Origin of the sequence: Streptomyces sp. R302, from assembly GCF_012927245.1 — a bacterium.
Classification (GTDB): Bacteria; Actinomycetota; Actinomycetes; order Streptomycetales; family Streptomycetaceae; genus Streptomyces.
The window spans coordinates 43,755-61,504 of sequence record NZ_JABBGE010000013.1 but is presented as its reverse complement, the minus strand read 5'-3'; the positions used below and the strand labels follow the sequence as shown (position 1 = coordinate 61,504).

The 17,750-nt window shown below is 71.9% G+C and carries 11 protein-coding genes and 5 tRNA genes; 10 read left to right on the top strand and 6 right to left on the bottom strand.

The features are described 5' to 3' along the window. Positions 1 to 209: 209 nt before the first annotated feature. On the bottom strand, positions 210 to 1,292 hold the full coding sequence (locus HHL19_RS32205) for a Glu/Leu/Phe/Val dehydrogenase dimerization domain-containing protein (protein WP_346768501.1): 1,083 nt from the start codon (positions 1,290 to 1,292) through the stop codon (positions 210 to 212). A gap of 153 nt (positions 1,293 to 1,445) precedes the next feature. Here HHL19_RS32205 and HHL19_RS32200 point away from each other — a divergent pair, with 153 nt between their 5' ends. After that, on the top strand, positions 1,446 to 2,300 hold the full coding sequence (locus HHL19_RS32200) for a hypothetical protein (protein ID WP_169093922.1): 855 nt from the start codon (positions 1,446 to 1,448) through the stop codon (positions 2,298 to 2,300). 568 nt (positions 2,301 to 2,868) lie between these two features. Continuing rightward, positions 2,869 to 3,075, top strand: coding sequence for a developmental transcriptional regulator BldC (gene bldC, locus HHL19_RS32195; RefSeq protein ID WP_003949541.1), 207 nt, complete (start codon positions 2,869 to 2,871; stop codon positions 3,073 to 3,075). A 475-nt stretch (positions 3,076 to 3,550) separates the two neighbouring features. Here bldC and HHL19_RS32190 read toward each other — a convergent pair. Beyond that, a tRNA-Asp gene (locus tag HHL19_RS32190) sits at positions 3,551 to 3,624 on the bottom strand. A gap of 84 nt (positions 3,625 to 3,708) precedes the next feature. After that, entirely contained in the window at positions 3,709 to 7,716 is a 4,008-nt protein-coding gene (gene hrpA, locus HHL19_RS32185) for an ATP-dependent RNA helicase HrpA (protein WP_169093921.1), read from the bottom strand. Between the two features lie 112 nt (positions 7,717 to 7,828). Between hrpA and HHL19_RS32180 the strand changes: the two genes are divergently transcribed. From HHL19_RS32180 to HHL19_RS32170, 3 genes are read left to right on the top strand one after another with little or no spacing between them, the layout of a single operon-like run. Beyond that, a complete protein-coding gene (locus tag HHL19_RS32180; RefSeq protein WP_169093920.1) occupies positions 7,829 to 8,185 on the top strand; it encodes a hypothetical protein in 357 nt (118 codons plus the stop codon). Between the two features lie 60 nt (positions 8,186 to 8,245). Further along, a complete protein-coding gene (locus tag HHL19_RS32175; protein WP_169093919.1) occupies positions 8,246 to 9,049 on the top strand; it encodes a thioredoxin domain-containing protein in 804 nt (267 codons plus the stop codon). Beyond that, complete coding sequence (locus HHL19_RS32170) at positions 9,046 to 9,885, top strand: cytochrome c biogenesis CcdA family protein (protein ID WP_169093918.1); 840 nt, start codon at positions 9,046 to 9,048, stop codon at positions 9,883 to 9,885. The genes HHL19_RS32175 and HHL19_RS32170 overlap by 4 nt, the downstream gene beginning before the upstream one ends. Positions 9,886 to 9,925: 40 nt before the next feature. On the opposite strand, the gene HHL19_RS32165 is transcribed toward HHL19_RS32170, so the two are convergent. The 3 genes from HHL19_RS32165 to HHL19_RS32155 all read right to left on the bottom strand — a co-directional run bounded on the left by HHL19_RS32165 (position 9,926) and on the right by HHL19_RS32155 (position 10,208). Then, positions 9,926 to 9,999, bottom strand: a tRNA-Phe gene (locus tag HHL19_RS32165). Positions 10,000 to 10,021: 22 nt separating this feature from the next. Then, a tRNA-Asp gene (locus tag HHL19_RS32160) sits at positions 10,022 to 10,095 on the bottom strand. Between the two features lie 40 nt (positions 10,096 to 10,135). Continuing rightward, positions 10,136 to 10,208 (bottom strand) — tRNA-Glu (locus HHL19_RS32155). A 104-nt stretch (positions 10,209 to 10,312) separates the two neighbouring features. On the opposite strand from HHL19_RS32155, the gene HHL19_RS32150 reads away from it, so the two are divergent. The 5 genes from HHL19_RS32150 to HHL19_RS32130 all read left to right on the top strand — a co-directional run bounded on the left by HHL19_RS32150 (position 10,313) and on the right by HHL19_RS32130 (position 17,650). Continuing rightward, complete coding sequence (locus tag HHL19_RS32150) at positions 10,313 to 10,663, top strand: metallopeptidase family protein (RefSeq protein WP_030496497.1); 351 nt, start codon at positions 10,313 to 10,315, stop codon at positions 10,661 to 10,663. 151 nt (positions 10,664 to 10,814) lie between these two features. Continuing rightward, positions 10,815 to 11,567, top strand: a complete 753-nt coding sequence (locus HHL19_RS36900) for a hypothetical protein (RefSeq protein ID WP_206325613.1) — start codon at positions 10,815 to 10,817, stop codon at positions 11,565 to 11,567. 214 nt (positions 11,568 to 11,781) lie between these two features. Continuing rightward, a complete protein-coding gene (locus HHL19_RS32140) occupies positions 11,782 to 14,109 on the top strand; it encodes a DEAD/DEAH box helicase (protein WP_169093917.1) in 2,328 nt (775 codons plus the stop codon). A gap of 218 nt (positions 14,110 to 14,327) precedes the next feature. Continuing rightward, positions 14,328 to 17,495 carry an FG-GAP-like repeat-containing protein gene (locus HHL19_RS32135; protein ID WP_169093916.1) on the top strand — a complete coding sequence of 1,056 codons (3,168 nt, stop codon included), beginning with the start codon at positions 14,328 to 14,330 and terminating at the stop codon, positions 17,493 to 17,495. An 82-nt stretch (positions 17,496 to 17,577) separates the two neighbouring features. Then, positions 17,578 to 17,650 (top strand) — tRNA-Lys (locus tag HHL19_RS32130). Positions 17,651 to 17,750 lie beyond the last annotated feature (100 nt).

Sequence of the window (17,750 nt, the reverse complement as noted above, 5' to 3'; positions counted from 1 at the left end):
AGAGACCGGTCCGTAGGGCTTCAACGGTACCTGTTTCCTCGGGTCTACGGTACGCCGTGCGCATCACATACCCCGGTACAGAACCATCGAGGTGCCCTTACCTTGCTGGTCAATCGCGATTTTAACCTCTTCTGGGGGGCCGACCCGCCGACCGGCGTGAGCGAAGTCTCCCGGACGGCGGGCCGATCACTCCCCGTGCACCGGACGGCTCAGCCGCGCCGGGCCTCGGCCATCCGCTGCTCGGCGATGCGGTCGGCGGCCGCGGCCGGCGGAATGCCGTCCGCCTTCGCACGTGTGAAGATCTCCAGGGTGGTGTCGAAGATCTTCGTGGCCTTCGCCTTGCAGCGGTCGAAGTCGAAGCCGTGCAGCTCGTCGGCGACCTGGATCACGCCGCCGGCGTTCACCACGTAGTCGGGGGCGTAGAGGATGCCGCGCTCCTCCAGGTCCTTCTCGATGCCCGGGTGGGCGAGCTGGTTGTTCGCCGCGCCGCAGACCACCTTCGCGGTGAGGACCGGGACGGTGTCGTCGTTCAGGGCGCCGCCCAGCGCGCAGGGGGCGTAGATGTCGAGACCCTCGACGCGGATCAGCGCGTCGGTGTCGGCGACCACCTGGACCTGCGGGTGCCTGTCGGTGATCCGGCGCACCGACTCCTCGCGGACGTCGGTGATGACGACCTCGGCGCCGTCCTCCAGGAGGTGCTCGACGAGGTAGTGGCCGACCTTGCCGACGCCGGCGACGCCGACCTTCCGGCCGCGCAGGGTCGGGTCGCCCCACAGGTGCTGGGCGGAGGCGCGCATGCCCTGGAAGACGCCGAAGGCGGTCAGCACGGAGGAGTCGCCGGCGCCGCCGTTCTCGGGGGAGCGGCCGGTGGTCCACTGGTTGGTGCGGGCCACGACGTCCATGTCGGCGACGTAGGTGCCGACGTCGCAGGCCGTGACGTAGCGCCCGCCGAGGGAGGCGACGAAGCGGCCGTAGGCGAGGAGCAGCTCCTCGGTCTTGATCTGCTCGGGGTCGCCGATGATCACGGCCTTGCCGCCGCCGTGGTCGAGCCCGGCCATGGCGTTCTTGTACGACATGCCGCGCGCGAGGTTGAGGGCGTCGGCGACGGCCTCGGCCTCGGTCGCGTACGGGTAGAAGCGGGTGCCGCCGAGCGCGGGGCCCAGCGCGGTGTTGTGCAGGGCGATGACGGCCTTCAGGCCGGTGGCGCGGTCCTGGCAGAGCACGACTTGTTCGTGTCCGCCCTGCTCCGAGTGGAACAGGGTGTGCAGGACGCCGTCGGATACAGCGGTCACGGTGGTGACTCCCAAGTACGAAGCGGCGGAAGGTCCCCCCTGCGGGTGGGGGAGGACACATGGCGCCATGAGATTAAGTCCTACCTGGGCGTAGGGAAGGCGGAGTGGGCCGGATCACCCCCTCGCGGAGTACCCGCGTGGAAGGATCGGGACATGTCGGTCGACTCCACGTTGCTCGTCCCGTACGCCTCCTATCTCCGGGTGTACGAGCCGCTGGCCGCGTTCCCCGAGCCGGAGCGGACCCACTGGTCGCGGTACGCCCGCCGGCCGCGCACCCCGGGGGCCCAGGACGAGCTGCGGCGCTCGCTGGCGGACCTGGTGCCGGTGCCGCCGGTGCCGGTCCCGGTGCACGAGAGCGGCGAGGCCTTCGTGGCGCACCTGGACGGCGTGGTGGTGGTCTGCCCGTGGCGGACCCGGCTGCGGGGCTGGCTGGCGCTGCGGGACCTGGTGGCGGAGGGCGGGCTCCCGGCCTCGGTCCTGGACGCGATGCTGCCGCCGGTGGTGCGGGCCCAGGTGGAGGCGGACCACGAGCGGTGGCTGGAGCGGAACCCGGACGCGCGGCCGTGGATCAGGACGGCGGTGTGGCAGGTGCCGCTGCGCTGGTTCGCGCTCTTCGGGGACGAGGAGCGGTGTTACGAGCCGGGGGACCGGGCGGCGGGGCGGGCGCCGGTGCTGCGCTACCGGACGACGATGGCGCAGGCGCGGCGGCGGCTCGCGCGGGCGCTGCGCGCGCTGCGGGACTCGGTGGACGAGGGGACGCTGGCGCAGGGTCTGGCCGACGTGGGCCGCTGGCTGGAGGAGTTCCATCCGCGGGCCCTCGTGGAGCTGGACTACGGGGGGCTCGTGCACGCGGTGGCGGAGGAGCGGCTGGCCGAGGACCGTTCGGCGGCGGACGTGGCGGAGGGGCTTGCGGCGCTGCGGGCGGGCGACGACGACGCGGCGGGCGAGGTGTACGCGCGGCTCGCGGAGCGCTGGCGGGCCGTCAGGGACCTGCGGCACGCGAACTGAAGGCCCGGTGGGACACGAATTGACATAGGTCGGGCATCTTCGTCAGGTGTGCATGGACAAGACATGTCCCGTCGGGGTAAATGATCTTCAGGCGCCTGGCCGGATCGATCTGTCCGAATCGCATGGGACGTTGGTCCTGAACCGGGCCTTTGGCTCAAGCGTGACGGACAGCACTAAACGCACCCTTGCGTCGATCACCTACCCTCGTGCCAAAATAGGACAAGGAGTCCGGGGAGGGTTCCTTCCGCCCAACTTTGGGCGGAACGCTCAGCATTGCACTCTATGGGGGGTCTGAGGACTCCTGATCGCTCTGTGACTGATCGTCACAGTGGCGTGACTGTCCGTTATGGCATGGTCAGTCGACTTCCGCCGCTGATGAACACCTGCGAGGGCAATTCCATCGGTTTGGCCGACGTGGCTGGACGGATGGTGTAGTTGTAGTGCCGAGGACAAGCCGTTCGTCCTATAACCGACTCGACCCGCTTCTGCCATTTCGGGCAAGGCGGGTCAAGGTGCAGAATTTAGAGGAAAGAACCGAGAAGGTTCGGTTCTCCCGAGGAGGCCGCTCATGACCGCTCGCACCCCTGATGCCGAGCCGCTGCTGACCCCTGCCGAGGTCGCCACGATGTTCCGCGTGGACCCGAAGACGGTGACTCGCTGGGCCAAGGCCGGCAAGCTCACGTCCATCCGCACCCTGGGTGGGCACCGTCGGTACCGCGAGGCCGAGGTCCGCGCTCTGCTGGCGGGCATTCCGCAGCAGCGCAGCGAGGCCTGAGGCCTCGGCGACAGCCGCAGCACACGCAGCACCCCGTAACACCGGGCAGGTCCGGGTCCCCCAATCCGGTCGCCCAACCCACAGCTCTGCCGGCGGTTCCTGCCCCAACAGGCCACCGTCAACGATCGCGCTGGACTCCGCCGGGTCCGGCGCGATCTTCTTTTTGCGCCCCGCCCCCTTCGCCGCGCCCCGCCCCCCTGCGCCGTGTCTCGCCCCCCACTCGTCGAACATGGGTGCAATTGCACATATTAAATTGAGTCGTTGTAGGGGTGGTGTAAATGGAGGGGTTCCTGAAGGACTTCTAGTGACTCCCGTCACACACCCGAAGCCTTGCCACTCAACAGCCTGCCACCCGGGGATCGTCCCCCAAGCCGCCGTTGGTCACCGGCCGGTGGGACTTTCGTCCCCCGTTCGAGTGGAGTTCACGCATGACGAAGAAGGCCCGCATCGAGACGATGCGGGCCTTCTTCCAAAGCGACTCTGACGGGACTTGAACCCGCGACCTCCACCTTGACAGGGTGGCGAGCTAACCAACTGCTCCACAGAGCCCTCGCAGCCGGTCTTTCGTGGCTGCGAGAAGAACTGTACAGCAGGTCAGCGGTCCGGTCGAACTCGCCTGCGGTGGGCGCCCCGCTACCGGGCCGGGCCCGGCACCGCCGCGTCGATGGCCTTCACGATCCGCTTGTCCGACACCGGATGGGCCGTGCCGAGGGCGTGCGCGAAGTAGCTCACCCGCAGCTCCTCGATCATCCAGCGGATGTCCGTGACCTCCGCCGGCACCGGCCGGCCCTTCGGCAGCTGCTCCAGGAGCCACGCGTACTCGTCGAGCATCTCGTGGACCTTCTCCATCCGGGTGGTGTCCCGCTGGACCCCGGTCGGCATCTGCTGGAGCCGCCGGTCCACCGCCACCAGATAGCGCATCAGGTCCGGCAGCCGCTTCAGGCCCGTACGGGTGACGAAACCGGCCGGCATCAGCCAGTCCAGCTGCTTCCGCACGTCCTGGAGGTTCGGCAGCAGCGCGGGGCTCGTGGTGGCCTTCAGACGCCGCTCGCACGCCTGCCAGGCGGCCAGCACCTGCTGGACCTGGCCCACGGTCCGGATCGTCAGCTCGACGAGGTCGGCGCGGACCTTGTCGTACAGCTTCCGGAAGGACTCCTCGTCCCACACCGGGCCGCCGTGGTCCGCGATCAGCCGGTCGGCGGCGGCGGTGGCGCAGTCGTCGAACAGCGCCTGGATCGAGCCGTGCGGGTTCGCCGACAGGGCCAGCTTCTGCTGGTTGGTGAGCCGGTCGGAGGCGAACTTCGCCGGGTTCACCGGGATGTTCAGCATGATCAGCTTCCGGGTGCCCCGCCACATCGCCTGCGCCTGCTCGGCCTCCGAGTCGAAGAGCCGCACGGCGACGGTGTCGCCCTCGTCGACCAGCGCCGGGTACGCCTTCACCGGCTGCCCGCCCCGCTTGGTCTCGAAGACCCGCACGAGGCTGCCGATCGTCCAGTCCTTCAGGCCCGAGCGCTCCAGGGACGGCCCGGAGCCGTCCGGGCCCGCCGTGGCCGCCTGGGCGGCCTTGGAGAGCGCCTGACGGGCCTTGGGGCGCAGCTTCAGGCGCAGCGTCTCCAGGTCCTTGTCCTCGGCGAGCTTCCGGCGCCGCTCGTCGACGATCCGGAAGGTGATCTTGAGGTGCTCGGGGACCTTGCCCCAGTCGAAGTCCTCCGGCGTCAGCGGGACGCCGACCATCCGCTGGAGCTCGCGCGCGAGCGCCGTCGTCAGCGGCTCCTGGACCGGTACGACCGCGTCCAGGAAGCGGCCGGCGAAGTTCGGCGCGGGCACGTAGTGGCGGCGGATCGGCTTCGGCAGCGAGCGGATCAGCTCGGTGACGACCTCTTCCCGCAGACCCGGGATCTGCCAGTCGAAGCCCTCGTCCGTCACCTGGTTCAGGACCTGGAGCGGCACGTGGACGGTCACGCCGTCCGCGTCCGCACCCGGCTCGAACTGGTACGTCACCCGGAACTTGAGCGCGCCCTGCCGCCACGAGTCCGGGTAGTCGTCCTTGGTGACGGCCCCGGCCTTCTCGTTGATGAGCATCTCGCGCTCGAAGTCGAGGAACTCCGGCTCCTCGCGCCGCTTGTGCTTCCACCACGAGTCGAAGTGGGCGCCGGACACGACGTGTTCGGGGACCCGCCGGTCGTAGAAGTCGAAGAGCGTCTCGTCGTCGACGAGGATGTCCCGGCGCCGGGCCCGGTGCTCCAGCTCCTCGACCTCGGTGAGCAGCTTGCGGTTGTCGGCGAAGAACTTGTGGTGGGTGCGCCAGTCGCCCTCCACCAGGGCGTTGCGGATGAACAGCTCGCGGGAGACCTCGGGGTCGATCCGCCCGTAGTTGACCTTGCGGTCGGCGACGATCGGGACGCCGTACAGCGTCACCTTCTCGTACGCCATCACGGCCGCCTGGTCCTTCTCCCAGTGCGGTTCGCTGTACGTCTTCTTCACCAGGTGCTGGGCGAGCGGCTCGATCCACTCGGGCTCGATCCGGGCGTTCACCCGCGCCCAGAGCCGCGAGGTCTCCACCAGCTCGGCGGACATCACCATCCGCGGGGGCTTCTTGAAGAGCGCGGAGCCGGGGAAGATCGCGAACTTGGCGTTGCGGGCGCCCAGGTACTCGTTGCGGGTGCCCTCCCGCTTCTGGTCCCGGCCCTCCTTGGACTCCTTCACGTCCTTGAGGCCGACGTGGGAGAGGAGGCCGGAGAGGAGGGAGACGTGGATGGCCTGCTCGGGGAAGGTCTCGTCGTCCCGGGGCTCGGTGAGGTGTATCCCCATCTGCTTGGCGACCGTGCGCAGCTGGGCGTAGATGTCCTGCCACTCGCGGATGCGCAGGAAGTTCAGGTACTCCTGCTTGCACATCCGGCGGAAGGAGGACGAGCCGCGCTCCTTCTGCTGCTCGCGGACGTACCGCCACAGGTTGAGGAAGGCGAGGAAGTCGCTGGTCTCGTCCTTGAAGCGGGCGTGCTGCTGGTCGGCCTGGGCCTGCTTCTCGGAGGGCCGCTCGCGCGGGTCCTGGATGGAGAGCGCGGCGGCGATCACCATGACCTCGCGGGCGCAGCCGTTCTTGTCGGCCTCCAGGACCATGCGGGCGAGCCGGGGGTCGACGGGCAGCTGGGAGAGCTTCCGGCCGAGCTGGGTGAGCCGCTGCCTCTTCTTCCCCTCCTGGGGGGACTTCTCTTCGGGTTCGATGGCGCCGAGCTCCTGGAGGAGCTGGACGCCGTCCCGGATGTTGCGGTGGTCCGGCGGGTCGATGAAGGGGAACTTCTCGATCTCGCCGAGGCCGGCGGCGGTCATCTGGAGGATGACGGAGGCCAGGTTGGTGCGGAGGATCTCGGCGTCCGTGAACTCCGGCCGGGTGAGGAAGTCGTCCTCGGAGTACAGCCGGATGCAGATGCCGTCGCTCGTACGGCCGCAGCGGCCCTTGCGCTGGTTGGCGCTGGCCTGCGAGACCGCCTCGATGGGGAGGCGCTGGACTTTGGTGCGGTGGGAGTAGCGCGAGATGCGGGCGGTGCCCGGGTCGATCACGTACTTGATGCCGGGGACGGTCAGCGAGGTCTCGGCGACGTTGGTCGCGAGGACGATCCGGCGGCCGGCGTGCGCCTGGAAGACCCGGTGCTGCTCGGCGTGGGAGAGCCGGGCGTACAGCGGGAGGATCTCGGTGTCGAGGAGCTTCTTCTTCGTCAGCGCGTCCGCCGTGTCGCGGATCTCCCGCTCGCCGGAGAGGAAAACCAGGATGTCGCCCGGTCCCTCCTTCCGGAGCTCGTCGACGGCGTCGCAGATGGCGGTGATCTGGTCCCGGTCGGATTCCTCGGAGTCCTCTTCGAGGAGGGGCCGGTAGCGGACCTCGACGGGATACGTACGGCCGCTGACCTCGACGATCGGCGCGTCGCCGAAGTGGCGGGAGAAGCGCTCCGGGTCGATGGTCGCGGAGGTGATGACGACCTTGAGGTCGGGGCGCTTCGGGAGCAGCTGGGCCAGGTAGCCGAGCAGGAAGTCGATGTTGAGGGACCGCTCGTGGGCCTCGTCGATGATGATCGTGTCGTACGCGCGCAGCTCGCGGTCCGTCTGGATCTCGGCGAGCAGGATGCCGTCGGTCATCAGCTTCACGAAGGTCGCGTCGGGGTTCACCTGGTCGGTGAAGCGGACCTTCCAGCCGACGGCCTCGCCGAGCGGGGTCCTCAGCTCCTCGGCGACGCGCTCGGCGACCGTGCGGGCGGCGATCCGGCGCGGCTGGGTGTGCCCGATCATGCCCCGGACGCCCCGGCCCAGCTCCAGACAGATCTTCGGGATCTGGGTGGTCTTTCCGGAGCCGGTCTCACCGGCGACGATCACGACCTGGTGGTCGCGTATCGCCTCCAGGATCTCGTCCTTCTTCTGCGAGACCGGGAGCTGTTCGGGGTAGGTGACGGCGGGCACGCGGGCGGCGCGCCCGTCGACGCGCTCCTTGGCCTTGGCCGCCTCTGCGGCGATCTCGTCCAGGACGGCCTCGCGGGCCTCGGGCTTGCGGATGCGGCGGGCGCCTTCGAGACGGCGGCCGAGCTGGTGGGAGTCCCGCAGCGAGACCCCGGCCAGGACGGACTGGAGGGCGGCGAAGGAAGTAGACATACGGAATCCAGGATCGCACCTGCGGACGAGAAGCGGCGAACCGATTTACGAAGGGGGCCGACCGGTGGTGCGTAGTATTCCGGGCATCTGCCCCGGACCGGAGAGGTTTCGCATGTTCCGCACCACCCGCGCGTCGGCGGCGCTGACGGTGTTGGCGGCCGTGCTGCTGGGCCTGCTGGGCTGCGGGGCCTCCCACGCGTCGGGGGGTACGGCTCCGAGCGCGGCCCCGGTCGTCATGGGCGCCGCCGTGCCGGGGTGCGACCCGGGGCATCCGGCCGACCTGGGCGACGCGGGTCCCGTCGTACCGCCGAGGGCGTCCGGCTTCGCCGAGCTGCTGCCGGCGCTCGGCGCCGACCGGACGCTGTGCGGGGTCCGGCAGCCGGACCTCCGCGCCGCCGCCACGCCGCCGGGCCGGGAGCCGCCCGCGCGGGTGCCGACACCCGTGGAGCTGTCGGTCCTGAGGGTGTAGGAGGACGGCCGCCTCCGCCGTCCCTTGCCCTTCCCTCTCCTCCCTCAGGAGCGCTTCCGCATGTCCAAGTCCACGTCCAAGCCCGCTTCCAAGCCCGCTTCCAAGTCCAAGCCGATGGTGATCGTCGCCGGGGTGGCGGTCGCCGCCGCGCTGCTCGGCGTCGTCTCGTACACCGCCACCAAGCCCTCGTCCCCCGGCACCTCCGGCTCCTCCGCCGTCGCCGAGGTGTCCGCCGACCCGCAGGCCGGGGTGTACGCGGAGCTGGAGAAGTACGCCCGCCGGGACGCGTCCGACAAGCTCGCCCTGGGCCGCGCCGACGCGCCGGTCGTGCTGATCGAGTACGCCGACTTCAAGTGCGGCTACTGCGGGAAGTTCGCCCGGGACACCGAGCCGGCCCTGGTGGAGAAGTACGTCGAGAACGGCACCCTGCGCATCGAGTGGCGCAACTTCCCGATCTTCGGCGAGGAGTCCGAGGCGGTGGCCCGCGCCTCCTGGGCCGCCGGCCAGCAGGACCGTTTCTGGCAGTTCCACAAGGCGGCGTACGCGGACGGGGCCAAGGAGAAGGGCTTCGGCTCGGAGCGCCTTGCCGCCCTCGCGAAGGAGGCCGGGGTGCCGGACCTCGCCCGCTTCGCGAAGGACAGCGGGAGCGAGGCGGCCCGGGAGGCCGTACGGAAGGACCAGGAGCAGGGGTACGCGCTCGGCGCCTCCTCCACCCCCTCCTTCCTGATCAACGGGCGGCCGATCGCGGGCGCCCAGCCCCTGGAGACCTTCACGGAGGCGATCGAGGCGGCGGCGAAGTCGGCGGCGAAGTCGGCGAAGCCTTCCTCGGACAAGACGGCTCCTGAGAAGGCGGCCGGGCAGTGACCTCCGGGATCGGCTACTTCGCGGCCTTCCTCGGCGGCCTCCTCGCCCTCCTCAGCCCGTGCAGCGCCCTGCTGCTGCCGGCCTTCTTCGCGTACTCGATCGAGAACCGGGCGAAGCTGGTGGCGCGGACCGCGATCCTCTACGCGGGCCTCGCCACCACCCTCGTACCGCTGGGCGCGGCGGGCTCGCTCGCGGGCCGCTTCTTCTACGGGCACCGGGACCTGCTGGTCGCCGCCGGCGGCTGGCTGATCATCGGGCTCGGCGTCCTGCAGATCCTGGGCCTGGGCTTCGCCTCGCGCCGGATGTCGGAGGCGAGCGGCCGGATCCGCCCCACCTCGGCGGTCTCGGTCTACGCCCTGGGCCTCGTGTACGGCCTGGCGGGCTTCTGCGCGGGCCCGATCCTCGGCAGCGTCCTGACGGTGGCGGCGCTGAGCGGCAGCCCGGCGTACGGCGGTCTGCTGCTCGCGGTGTACGCGCTCGGGATGGCGGTGCCGCTGTTCGTGCTCGCGCTGCTGTGGGAGCGGTACGACCTGGGGCGGCGGCGCTGGCTGCGCGGCCGGCCGCTGCGCGCGGGCCGCTTCGAGGTCCACTCGACCTCGCTGGCGTCGGGCCTCTTCTTCATCGCCCTGGGCACGCTGTTCCTGGTCTTCGACGGGACGACGGCGCTGCCGGGGCTGCTCTCGGTGGACGACTCCTTCGCCGTGGAGCGGCGGGTCGCCGAGTGGGGCCGGGCGGTGCCGGACTGGGCGCTGCTCGTCGGCGTCGTGGCGGTGGTGGGTCTGGTGCTCGCGCTGCGGGGCCGGAACCGTACGCGGCGGGCGGAGCAGCCGGAATAGAGGAAGGGCCCCGTTCTCGCGAACGGGGCCCTTCTCCTTGTGGCTGGGGCCGGGGTCGAACCGGCGACCTATCGCTTTTCAGGCGATCGCTCGTACCAACTGAGCTACCCAGCCACGAAGCTGTTTCCAGCTTCAGCGACTCTGACGGGACTTGAACCCGCGACCTCCACCTTGACAGGGTGGCGAGCTAACCAACTGCTCCACAGAGCCTTGCTTGTGTACGAGCACTAGTCTCGCACACGGTTGTGCGTGCCCCCAACGGGATTCGAACCCGTGCTACCGCCTTGAAAGGGCGGCGTCCTGGGCCACTAGACGATGAGGGCTAACGGCCCCACCTGGCGCTTCTCAGCGCGTCGGGGACGTGAGAAGCATATGGGATGGCAGGCGGTATCGCCAAAACGGTTTCGGGGGAGGGGAGAATGGGCCCGTGCTGGAGATGACGCGCGAGGAGTTCGAGGAGCTTGTCGCCGAGGCCCTGGACCGGATCCCGCCGGAGCTGACGCGGCTGATGGACAACGTGGCGGTGTTCGTGGAGGACGAGCCCTCTCCGGACGACCCGGAGCTGCTCGGGCTCTACGAGGGGACGCCGCTGACCGAGCGGGGGGAGTGGTACGCGGGCGTGCTGCCCGACCGGATCACGATCTACCGGGGGCCGACGCTGCGGATGTGCGAGTCCCGCGAGGACGTCGTGGCCGAGACCGAGATCACCGTGGTCCACGAGATCGCCCACCACTTCGGCATCGACGACGAACGGCTGCACGCGCTGGGCTACGGCTGAGCCGGCTTCCCCGGGGAGGCGCGGGGTTCGGCCCGGGCCGGCCGATCGGGTCGAACAAGGGTGTCGCCGTGCCGTGTCCCTTGCGGCGGCTGGGGAGTTGGGCAGGGGGACGCGTTCCATTCCCCGCTTTCTGTGTCCTGGAGGTGCCTCCGTGCGCCCTTTCCCCACCCGCGTTCGATGGGCCGCCGCCGCCCTCGCGGTCGCCGCGTGCGCCGGTCTGAGCGGCTGTATGAGTGTCGGCGACGAGAGCGCCCGGCCGGCGCCCGGAGCGAGCGGGGGTGAGTCGGGGGCCTCGGCCGAGCCGGACGGGGGCGGCACCGGTGAGCCGGACGGGGGCGGCGGGGCGTACGACGGCGGCCGCGGCGGGCACGCAGGCGGCCCCGACGCGGCGGGCGGGGGCGGGAAGTCCCCGGTGCCGAGCGATTCGCCCTCCGCCTCCGCCTCCGCCTCGCCCTCCGGGGACGTGAAGCACCCGACGCCGGGCGAGCCCGGCGGTTCGCCGCCGTCCAGGACGCACCCCGCGGGCGGCGCGGCCGCCGGCGGCCAGGACGGGACGGGCGGCGCGGCCGGGAGCGCGGGCGGCGGGGAGGCGGGCGGTCCCGGCGGGAGCGCCGGGAGCGGCGACACCGGTGGGGGCGGCACGGACGGAGGGGGCGCGGGCGGGACCGGCGGCGAGGCCGGAGGCGCCCCGGGCGGGAGCGGGGGCACCCCTTCGCCGGAGCCCACGCCGACGCCGACCCCGACCCCGACGCCGACCCGGGAGCCGACGCCGGAGCCCACTCCGGAGCCGACGTCGAACCCGAGCGATCCGCCGACCGAGGGGCCCTCGGCGCAGCTGGGCGGGATGCGGGCGGCCGGGGCGGCCACCGAACCGGCGGCATCGCCGCAGGTCAGCCCGGCGTGAGACGGAGGTCACTCCGATCGGCTTGCCAGCGGTGGGGGAGGGTGCGTATGGTGGTAGATCGTTTGATCCCATTTGCCCGGCGCCACCATCGAAGAGCGCCGCGACTGGCGCGTACCTCTCCCCTTGCCGTGGCTGACCGCATTGAGGCGGTCTTTAAGGCGAAACACGGAGTTGACGGGCGCGTGCCGAGACTCCGGAAGGTTTCGCATTTCGCATGTCCATTTCCAGTTCTGACCACACCGTCATGCCCGAGAACGACGAGATCACCACGGTCTCCGAGATCACCGAGATCGCGGAAATCACCGAGATCGTCGAGCTGGCCGACGACGCGGAGATCACCGACGAGGCCACCGAGGCCCTCGACGACTCCGACCTGGCCGACGAGGCCGCCGACGCCGACGACGCCGACTCCGACGCGGCCCCCGAGATCACCTTCGGTGACCTGGGCCTGCCCGAGGGCGTCGTCCGCAAGCTCGCGCAGAACGGCGTGACCACCCCCTTCCCGATCCAGGCCGCGACCATCCCGGACGCCCTGGCCGGCAAGGACATCCTGGGCCGCGGCCGCACCGGCTCCGGCAAGACCCTCTCCTTCGGCCTCCCGCTGCTCGCCACCCTGGCCGGCGGCCAGACCGAGAAGAAGAAGCCCCGCGGCGTCATCCTCACCCCGACCCGTGAGCTCGCGATGCAGGTCGCGGACGCCCTCCAGCCGTACGGCGACGTGCTCGGCCTCCGCATGAAGGTCGTCTGCGGCGGTACGTCGATGGGCAACCAGATCTACGCCCTGGAGCGCGGCGTCGACATCCTCGTCGCCACCCCGGGCCGTCTGCGCGACATCATCAACCGCGGCGCCTGCTCCCTGGAGCAGGTCCAGATCGCCGTCCTCGACGAGGCCGACCAGATGGCCGACCTGGGCTTCCTGCCCGAGGTCACCGAGCTCCTCGACCAGGTCCCGGCCGGCGGCCAGCGCCTCCTCTTCTCCGCCACGCTGGAGAACGAGATCGACAGCCTGGTCAAGCGCTACCTGGTGAACCCGGTCACCCACGAGGTCGACCCGTCCGCCGGCGCCGTCACGACCATGACCCACCACGTCCTCGTCGTGAAGCCGAAGGACAAGGCCCCGGTCACCGCCGCGATCGCCGCCCGCAAGGGCCGCACCATCATCTTCGTCCGCACCCAGCTCGGTGCCGACCGCGTCGCCGAGCAGCTGCGCGAGTCCGGCGTGAAGGCCGACGCGCTGCACGGCGGCATGACCCAGGGCGCCCGTACCCGCACGCTCGCCGACTTCAAGGACGGTTACGTCAACGTCCTCGTCGCCACCGACGTCGCCGCCCGCGGCATCCACGTCGACGGCATCGACCTGGTCCTCAACGTGGACCCGGCCGGCGACCACAAGGACTACCTGCACCGCTCGGGCCGCACCGCCCGCGCCGGCCGCTCCGGCGTCGTGGTCTCCCTGGCCCTGCCGCACCAGCGCCGCCAGATCTTCCGCCTGATGGAGGACGCGGGCGTCGACGCCTCGCGCCACATCGTCGGCGGCGCCGGCGCCTTCGACCCCGAGGTCGCCGAGATCACCGGCGCCCGTTCGCTGACCGAGGTCCAGGCCGACTCGGCGAACAACTCGGCCAAGCAGGCCGAGCGCGAGGTCGTCGACCTGACCCGTCAGCTGGAGCGCCTGCAGCGCCGTGCCGTCGAGCTCCGCGAGGAGGCCGACCGCCTCGTCGCGCAGGCCGCCCGCGAGCGCGGCGAGGACCCGGAGACGGCCGTCGCCGCCGTCGCCGAGGCCGCCGAGGCCGAGGTCACCGCCGCCGCTGCCGAGGCCGAGCGCGCCGCCCGTGAGGAGCAGCGCCGCGAGGAGCGCCCGGCCCGTGACGAGCGCGGCAACTACGAGCGCCGTGACCGCGGTGGTTTCCGCCGCGACAACGACCGTCCGTCGTTCCGCGACCGTGACGACCGTGGTGGCGACCGTGGTGGTCGTTCGTTCGAGCGTCGTGACGACCGTCCGTCGGGTGGTTTCCGCCGCGACAACGACCGTCCGTCGTTCCGTGACCGCGATGACCGTGGTGGCGACCGTGGTGGTCGTTCGTTCGAGCGTCGTGACGACCGTCCGTCGGGTGGTTTCCGCCGCGACAACGACCGTCCGTCGGGCGGTGGCTTCCGTCGCGACAACGACCGTCCGTCCGGTGGTTTCCGCCGCGACAACGACCGTCCGTCGTTCCGTGACCGCGATGACCGTGGTGGCGACCGTGGTGGTCGTTCGTTCGAGCGTCGTGACGACCGTCCGTCGGGTGGTTTCCGCCGCGACAACGACCGTCCCTCGGGTGGCGGCTTCCGTCGCGACAACGACCGTCCGTCCGGTGGCTTCCGCCGCGACAACGACCGTCCGTTCAACCGCGACCGTCGCGACGACCGCCCCTCGGGCGGCGGCTTCCGCCGTGACGACCGCCCGTCCGGTGGCTTCCGCCGCGACGACCACCGCCCGTCCGGCTCCTCCTTCGGTGGTGGCCGCCGCGACGACAAGCCCCGCTGGAAGCGCAACGGCTGAGCCCGCGTGACCTGACCCACCGACGAACCCCCGTGACACCCGCTGTCACGGGGGTTCGTCGCGTCCGGCGTACAACCATCACGGCCCCCCGCCGGTCTCGTACACGGACACGTGCGAGGCTCGTACGTCCGATCACTCGTCACCCGTCACCGTCACTCGTCACCGCCACCCGTCACCGCCACTCGTCACCGCGCCGGAACACCCCGGGGAGGGCTCTCTTGTCTCGTACCGCACCCGCGCGTCGTGGGCGTACCCGCGCCGTCCTGCTCGCCGCCGTCCTCGCCGTCACCGGCGCGGGGCTCGCGCCGGGCGCCGTGGCCGCGCCCGGGACGCCGGTGGTCGGGATCGACCAGCTGGACGTGGAGCCCAGCTGGCGGGCGGAGCCCCGCGCGGAGATCGTGCTGGCCGCGGGCGCGGGCGGGTACGCGCATCGGACCGAGGGCTCCGGGGCGGGCGTGGAGTGGACGGACCTCGCGAGCGGCACCAGCCGGTCGCTGGGGGACGGAATCGCCTCCTTCGCGCGGTTCGGGACCGGCGGCCGGTACGCGTACGTGGCGCCGAACCCCGGTGCGCACGGGGTCCTGGACCTGGAGACCGGTACGACGACGGCCCTGACCATCCCCCAGGACGCCTCCTACCGGGGACTCGTCGGCGACCGGCTGCTCTTCCAGCAGTACGTGCCCGGCACCTCGTCCGGCTCCACCGGCGGATACTTCCTCCGGGCCGCGAGCGCCCCGAACGGCGCCTCCGTCCCCGTCACCGGCTGGCCCGTAGGCGCCGACCTCCACGGGGCGCGGCTGGTGGCCGGCGCGGAGGGCGTGGCCGTACTCCGGTTCACCGTCGGGACCTCGGGCGCGGACCGCGACTCGCTCCTCGGCCTGGTGGACCTGGCGACCGGGCGGATGCGGGTGCTGGCGGCGCCGACGGCGGCGGCGACGACGGCGGCGGACGGGGTGCTCGTCGCGGGCGTCGCCGTCACCGCCGAGCGGATCGCCTGGGTGGACCCCGACCGGAACGTGCACATCCGGCAGCGCGCCGACCTCGACGCACCGGGGACGACGTATCCGCTGCCGGCCGGACTGGACGCCGCCCGGATCGGGCTCGTCGGCGACTGGCTCCTGACCACGACCGAGTCCGCGACCGCGGGCGGCGCGCTCACCCGCCGCCTGGTCGCCGTGAGCCCGGCCGGCGTACGGCAGACGCTGCTCGCGGGGGCGCAGCAGGAGATCACGCAGATCGCGGACGGATCGGGCGTGGCCGTCACCGGCGGCACGTCCGCCACCGACTGGGCGGTGTTCAAGGCCGTACCCGGCAAGGGCGGCGCCGCCCCGGCCCTGGAGAAGCTGCGCCCGGTGGCGCCGCTTCCGGCCGAGGTCGAGTCCCTGGCGCTCGGCATGGGCCGGCTCACCACCCTGGAGCACGACGGGCCGAAGGGCGCCGGCTTCTACAGCCGTACGCTGTCGGCCGGGCCGCTCCACACCGGTCAGTCCGCGGCGGCGTGGGCCGGCGCCGAGACGGGGGCGGAGGCGTCCGAGCCGCCGCTCCTCGACGGCGGCGACGGGCGGGTCGTCTCCTTCCCGAGGATCCCGGGCACCGCGCGCGCGGTCGTCTCCCGCGGGACCACCGGCGCGAACGCCGGGCGGACCACCCGGGTGGCGGTCGACCGGGACGGCCGGATCGCCGACACCTTCGGCCGGTGGACGGTCTTCCAGACCGGCACTCCGGGCCGGCCCGGCGAACTCGTCGTCGGCGGCGAGACGCTCGTCCTCGACCTCGACGGCCAGAAGACCGTCTCCCGCCAGGCCCAGACCGCCGCGGCCGTCTGGGGCGACACCCTCTACACCGGCACCGGCAGCGCGGGTGACGTCGCCCGCAAGGACCTCGCCGGCGGCGGCGCCCTCAGCACGGTCGCGACCGGCGCCGGCTGCCCCCTCACCGAGCTGCAGACGGCCGGCCGCTGGCTCTACTGGGCGTGCGCGCGGTACGAGAAGCAGGGCGTCCTCGACCTCAGGAACCCGGCCGCGCCCGTCCGCATCGCCCTGCCGGCGGGCGCGTACCGGGGCGGACTCCTCGGCGACGGCTACTTCGTGGACCAGAGCTCCGGCTCGTACCTGCGCGTCACCCCCTTCCACACCGGGAAGGCCGGCACGCCCTTCGACCTGACCCGCGCCGAGACCGTCTCCGGCGAGCGCCGCGTCACCTGGACCGTCGACCGCTTCGGCGGCGCCGTCGCCTACCGGGGCGCCGACCAGCGGGTGCACGTCGTCTGGACCGGCGTCCCCACCTCCGACCTGAAGATCGCCGCCGCCTCGACCCCGGCCGGGCTGCGGATGCCCGGCACCTGGAAGGCGTCCTGGACGCTGTCGAAGCCCGCCTCGCAGTACGAGGTGAACGTGATCGACGCGTACAACTTCAAGCCCCTGCGGACCTTCCGCGGCACCGAGACCCGCGAGCGGATCGACGTCACCTGGGACGGGAAGAACGCGGCGGGCCTGCCCGCGCCGAACGGGCCGTACGCGTGGGTGGTGCGCGCCCTCACCGCCGACGGCAACGGCCGCGACCTGTACGCCTCTGGCCGGATCACCGTCTCCGGCAGCCGGCCCGCCTTCCGCGACCTCGTGGGCTCCGACGCCCAGGGCGAGCTGCTCGGCGTGAACACGTCCGGCGCCGTCTCCCTCTACCGGGGCAACGGCCTCGGCGGGCTCTCCGCCCGCACCACCGCCACCGGCGCCGCCTTCCCGGCCGGTACGCTCCTCGTGCCCTTCGGCGACGTGAACGGCGACAGCTGCGCCGACGTCCTCGGCCGCGTCGGCAACGAACTGCGGGCCTACCGGCCGGGCTGCGGCAAGGTCGTCACCGGCTCGTCCCCGTACACCGCCATCGGGTTCGGCTGGGCCCAGTACGACGTGCTCACCCCGCCCGGCGACGTCAACGCCGACGGCCACCAGGACCTGATCGCGCGCCAGACCACCACCGGCGACATGTACTTCTACGCCGGCACCGCCGGCCACCGCCTCGCGCCCCGCGTCCGGATCGGCACCAACTGGAAGCTGTACAAGCGCATCACCGGCGCCGGCGACCTCGACGGCGACGGCCGGGGCGACCTCCTCGGCATCGACGCCTCCGGCGTCCTCTGGGTCTACTTCGGCACCCCGACCGGCGGCGTCACCCCGCGCGCCCGCGTCGGCGGCGGCTGGCAGGTCTACACCGCCGTCCAAGGCACCGGCGACCTGAACGGCGACGGCACCGCCGACCTCGTCGCCCGCGACACCTCCGGCCGCCTCTACGCCTACTACGCCTTCGACCGCGGCCGCACCAACGCCCCCTACGCCCCCCGCGAGCTCATCGGCACCGGCGGCTGGAACACCTTCCGCACCCTCCACTGACCCGCCGCCCGGCGCGGCGGGTTCCGATACCCGATCGGTTCCCCGGGCCCGTCGGGCTATGCTGCACGGAGTGCTCGCACACGGGCCGTTAGCTCAATTGGCAGAGCAGTGGACTTTTAATCCATTGGTTGTGGGTTCGAGTCCCACACGGCCTACCGAGTGGTGGGGGAGGGAAGACCCTCCGACCTGCTGCGGAGCGCCCCGACCGGTTCGTTCCGGTCGGGGCGCTCTGTCGTTCGGGGGTGCTTGCGCGGG

Bases quoted from the DNA above. Each gene is read 5' to 3' on its own strand.
- HHL19_RS32200 (WP_169093922.1), top strand. From the start codon at position 1,446: ATGTCGGTCGACTCCACGTTGCTCGTCCCGTACGCCTCCTATCTCCGG.
- bldC (WP_003949541.1), top strand. From the start codon at position 2,869: ATGACCGCTCGCACCCCTGATGCCGAGCCGCTGCTGACCCCTGCCGAG.
- hrpA (WP_169093921.1), bottom strand. From the start codon at position 7,716: ATGTCTACTTCCTTCGCCGCCCTCCAGTCCGTCCTGGCCGGGGTCTCG.
- HHL19_RS32180 (WP_169093920.1), top strand. From the start codon at position 7,829: ATGTTCCGCACCACCCGCGCGTCGGCGGCGCTGACGGTGTTGGCGGCC.
- HHL19_RS32175 (WP_169093919.1), top strand. From the start codon at position 8,246: ATGTCCAAGTCCACGTCCAAGCCCGCTTCCAAGCCCGCTTCCAAGTCC.
- HHL19_RS32140 (WP_169093917.1), top strand. From the start codon at position 11,782: ATGTCCATTTCCAGTTCTGACCACACCGTCATGCCCGAGAACGACGAG.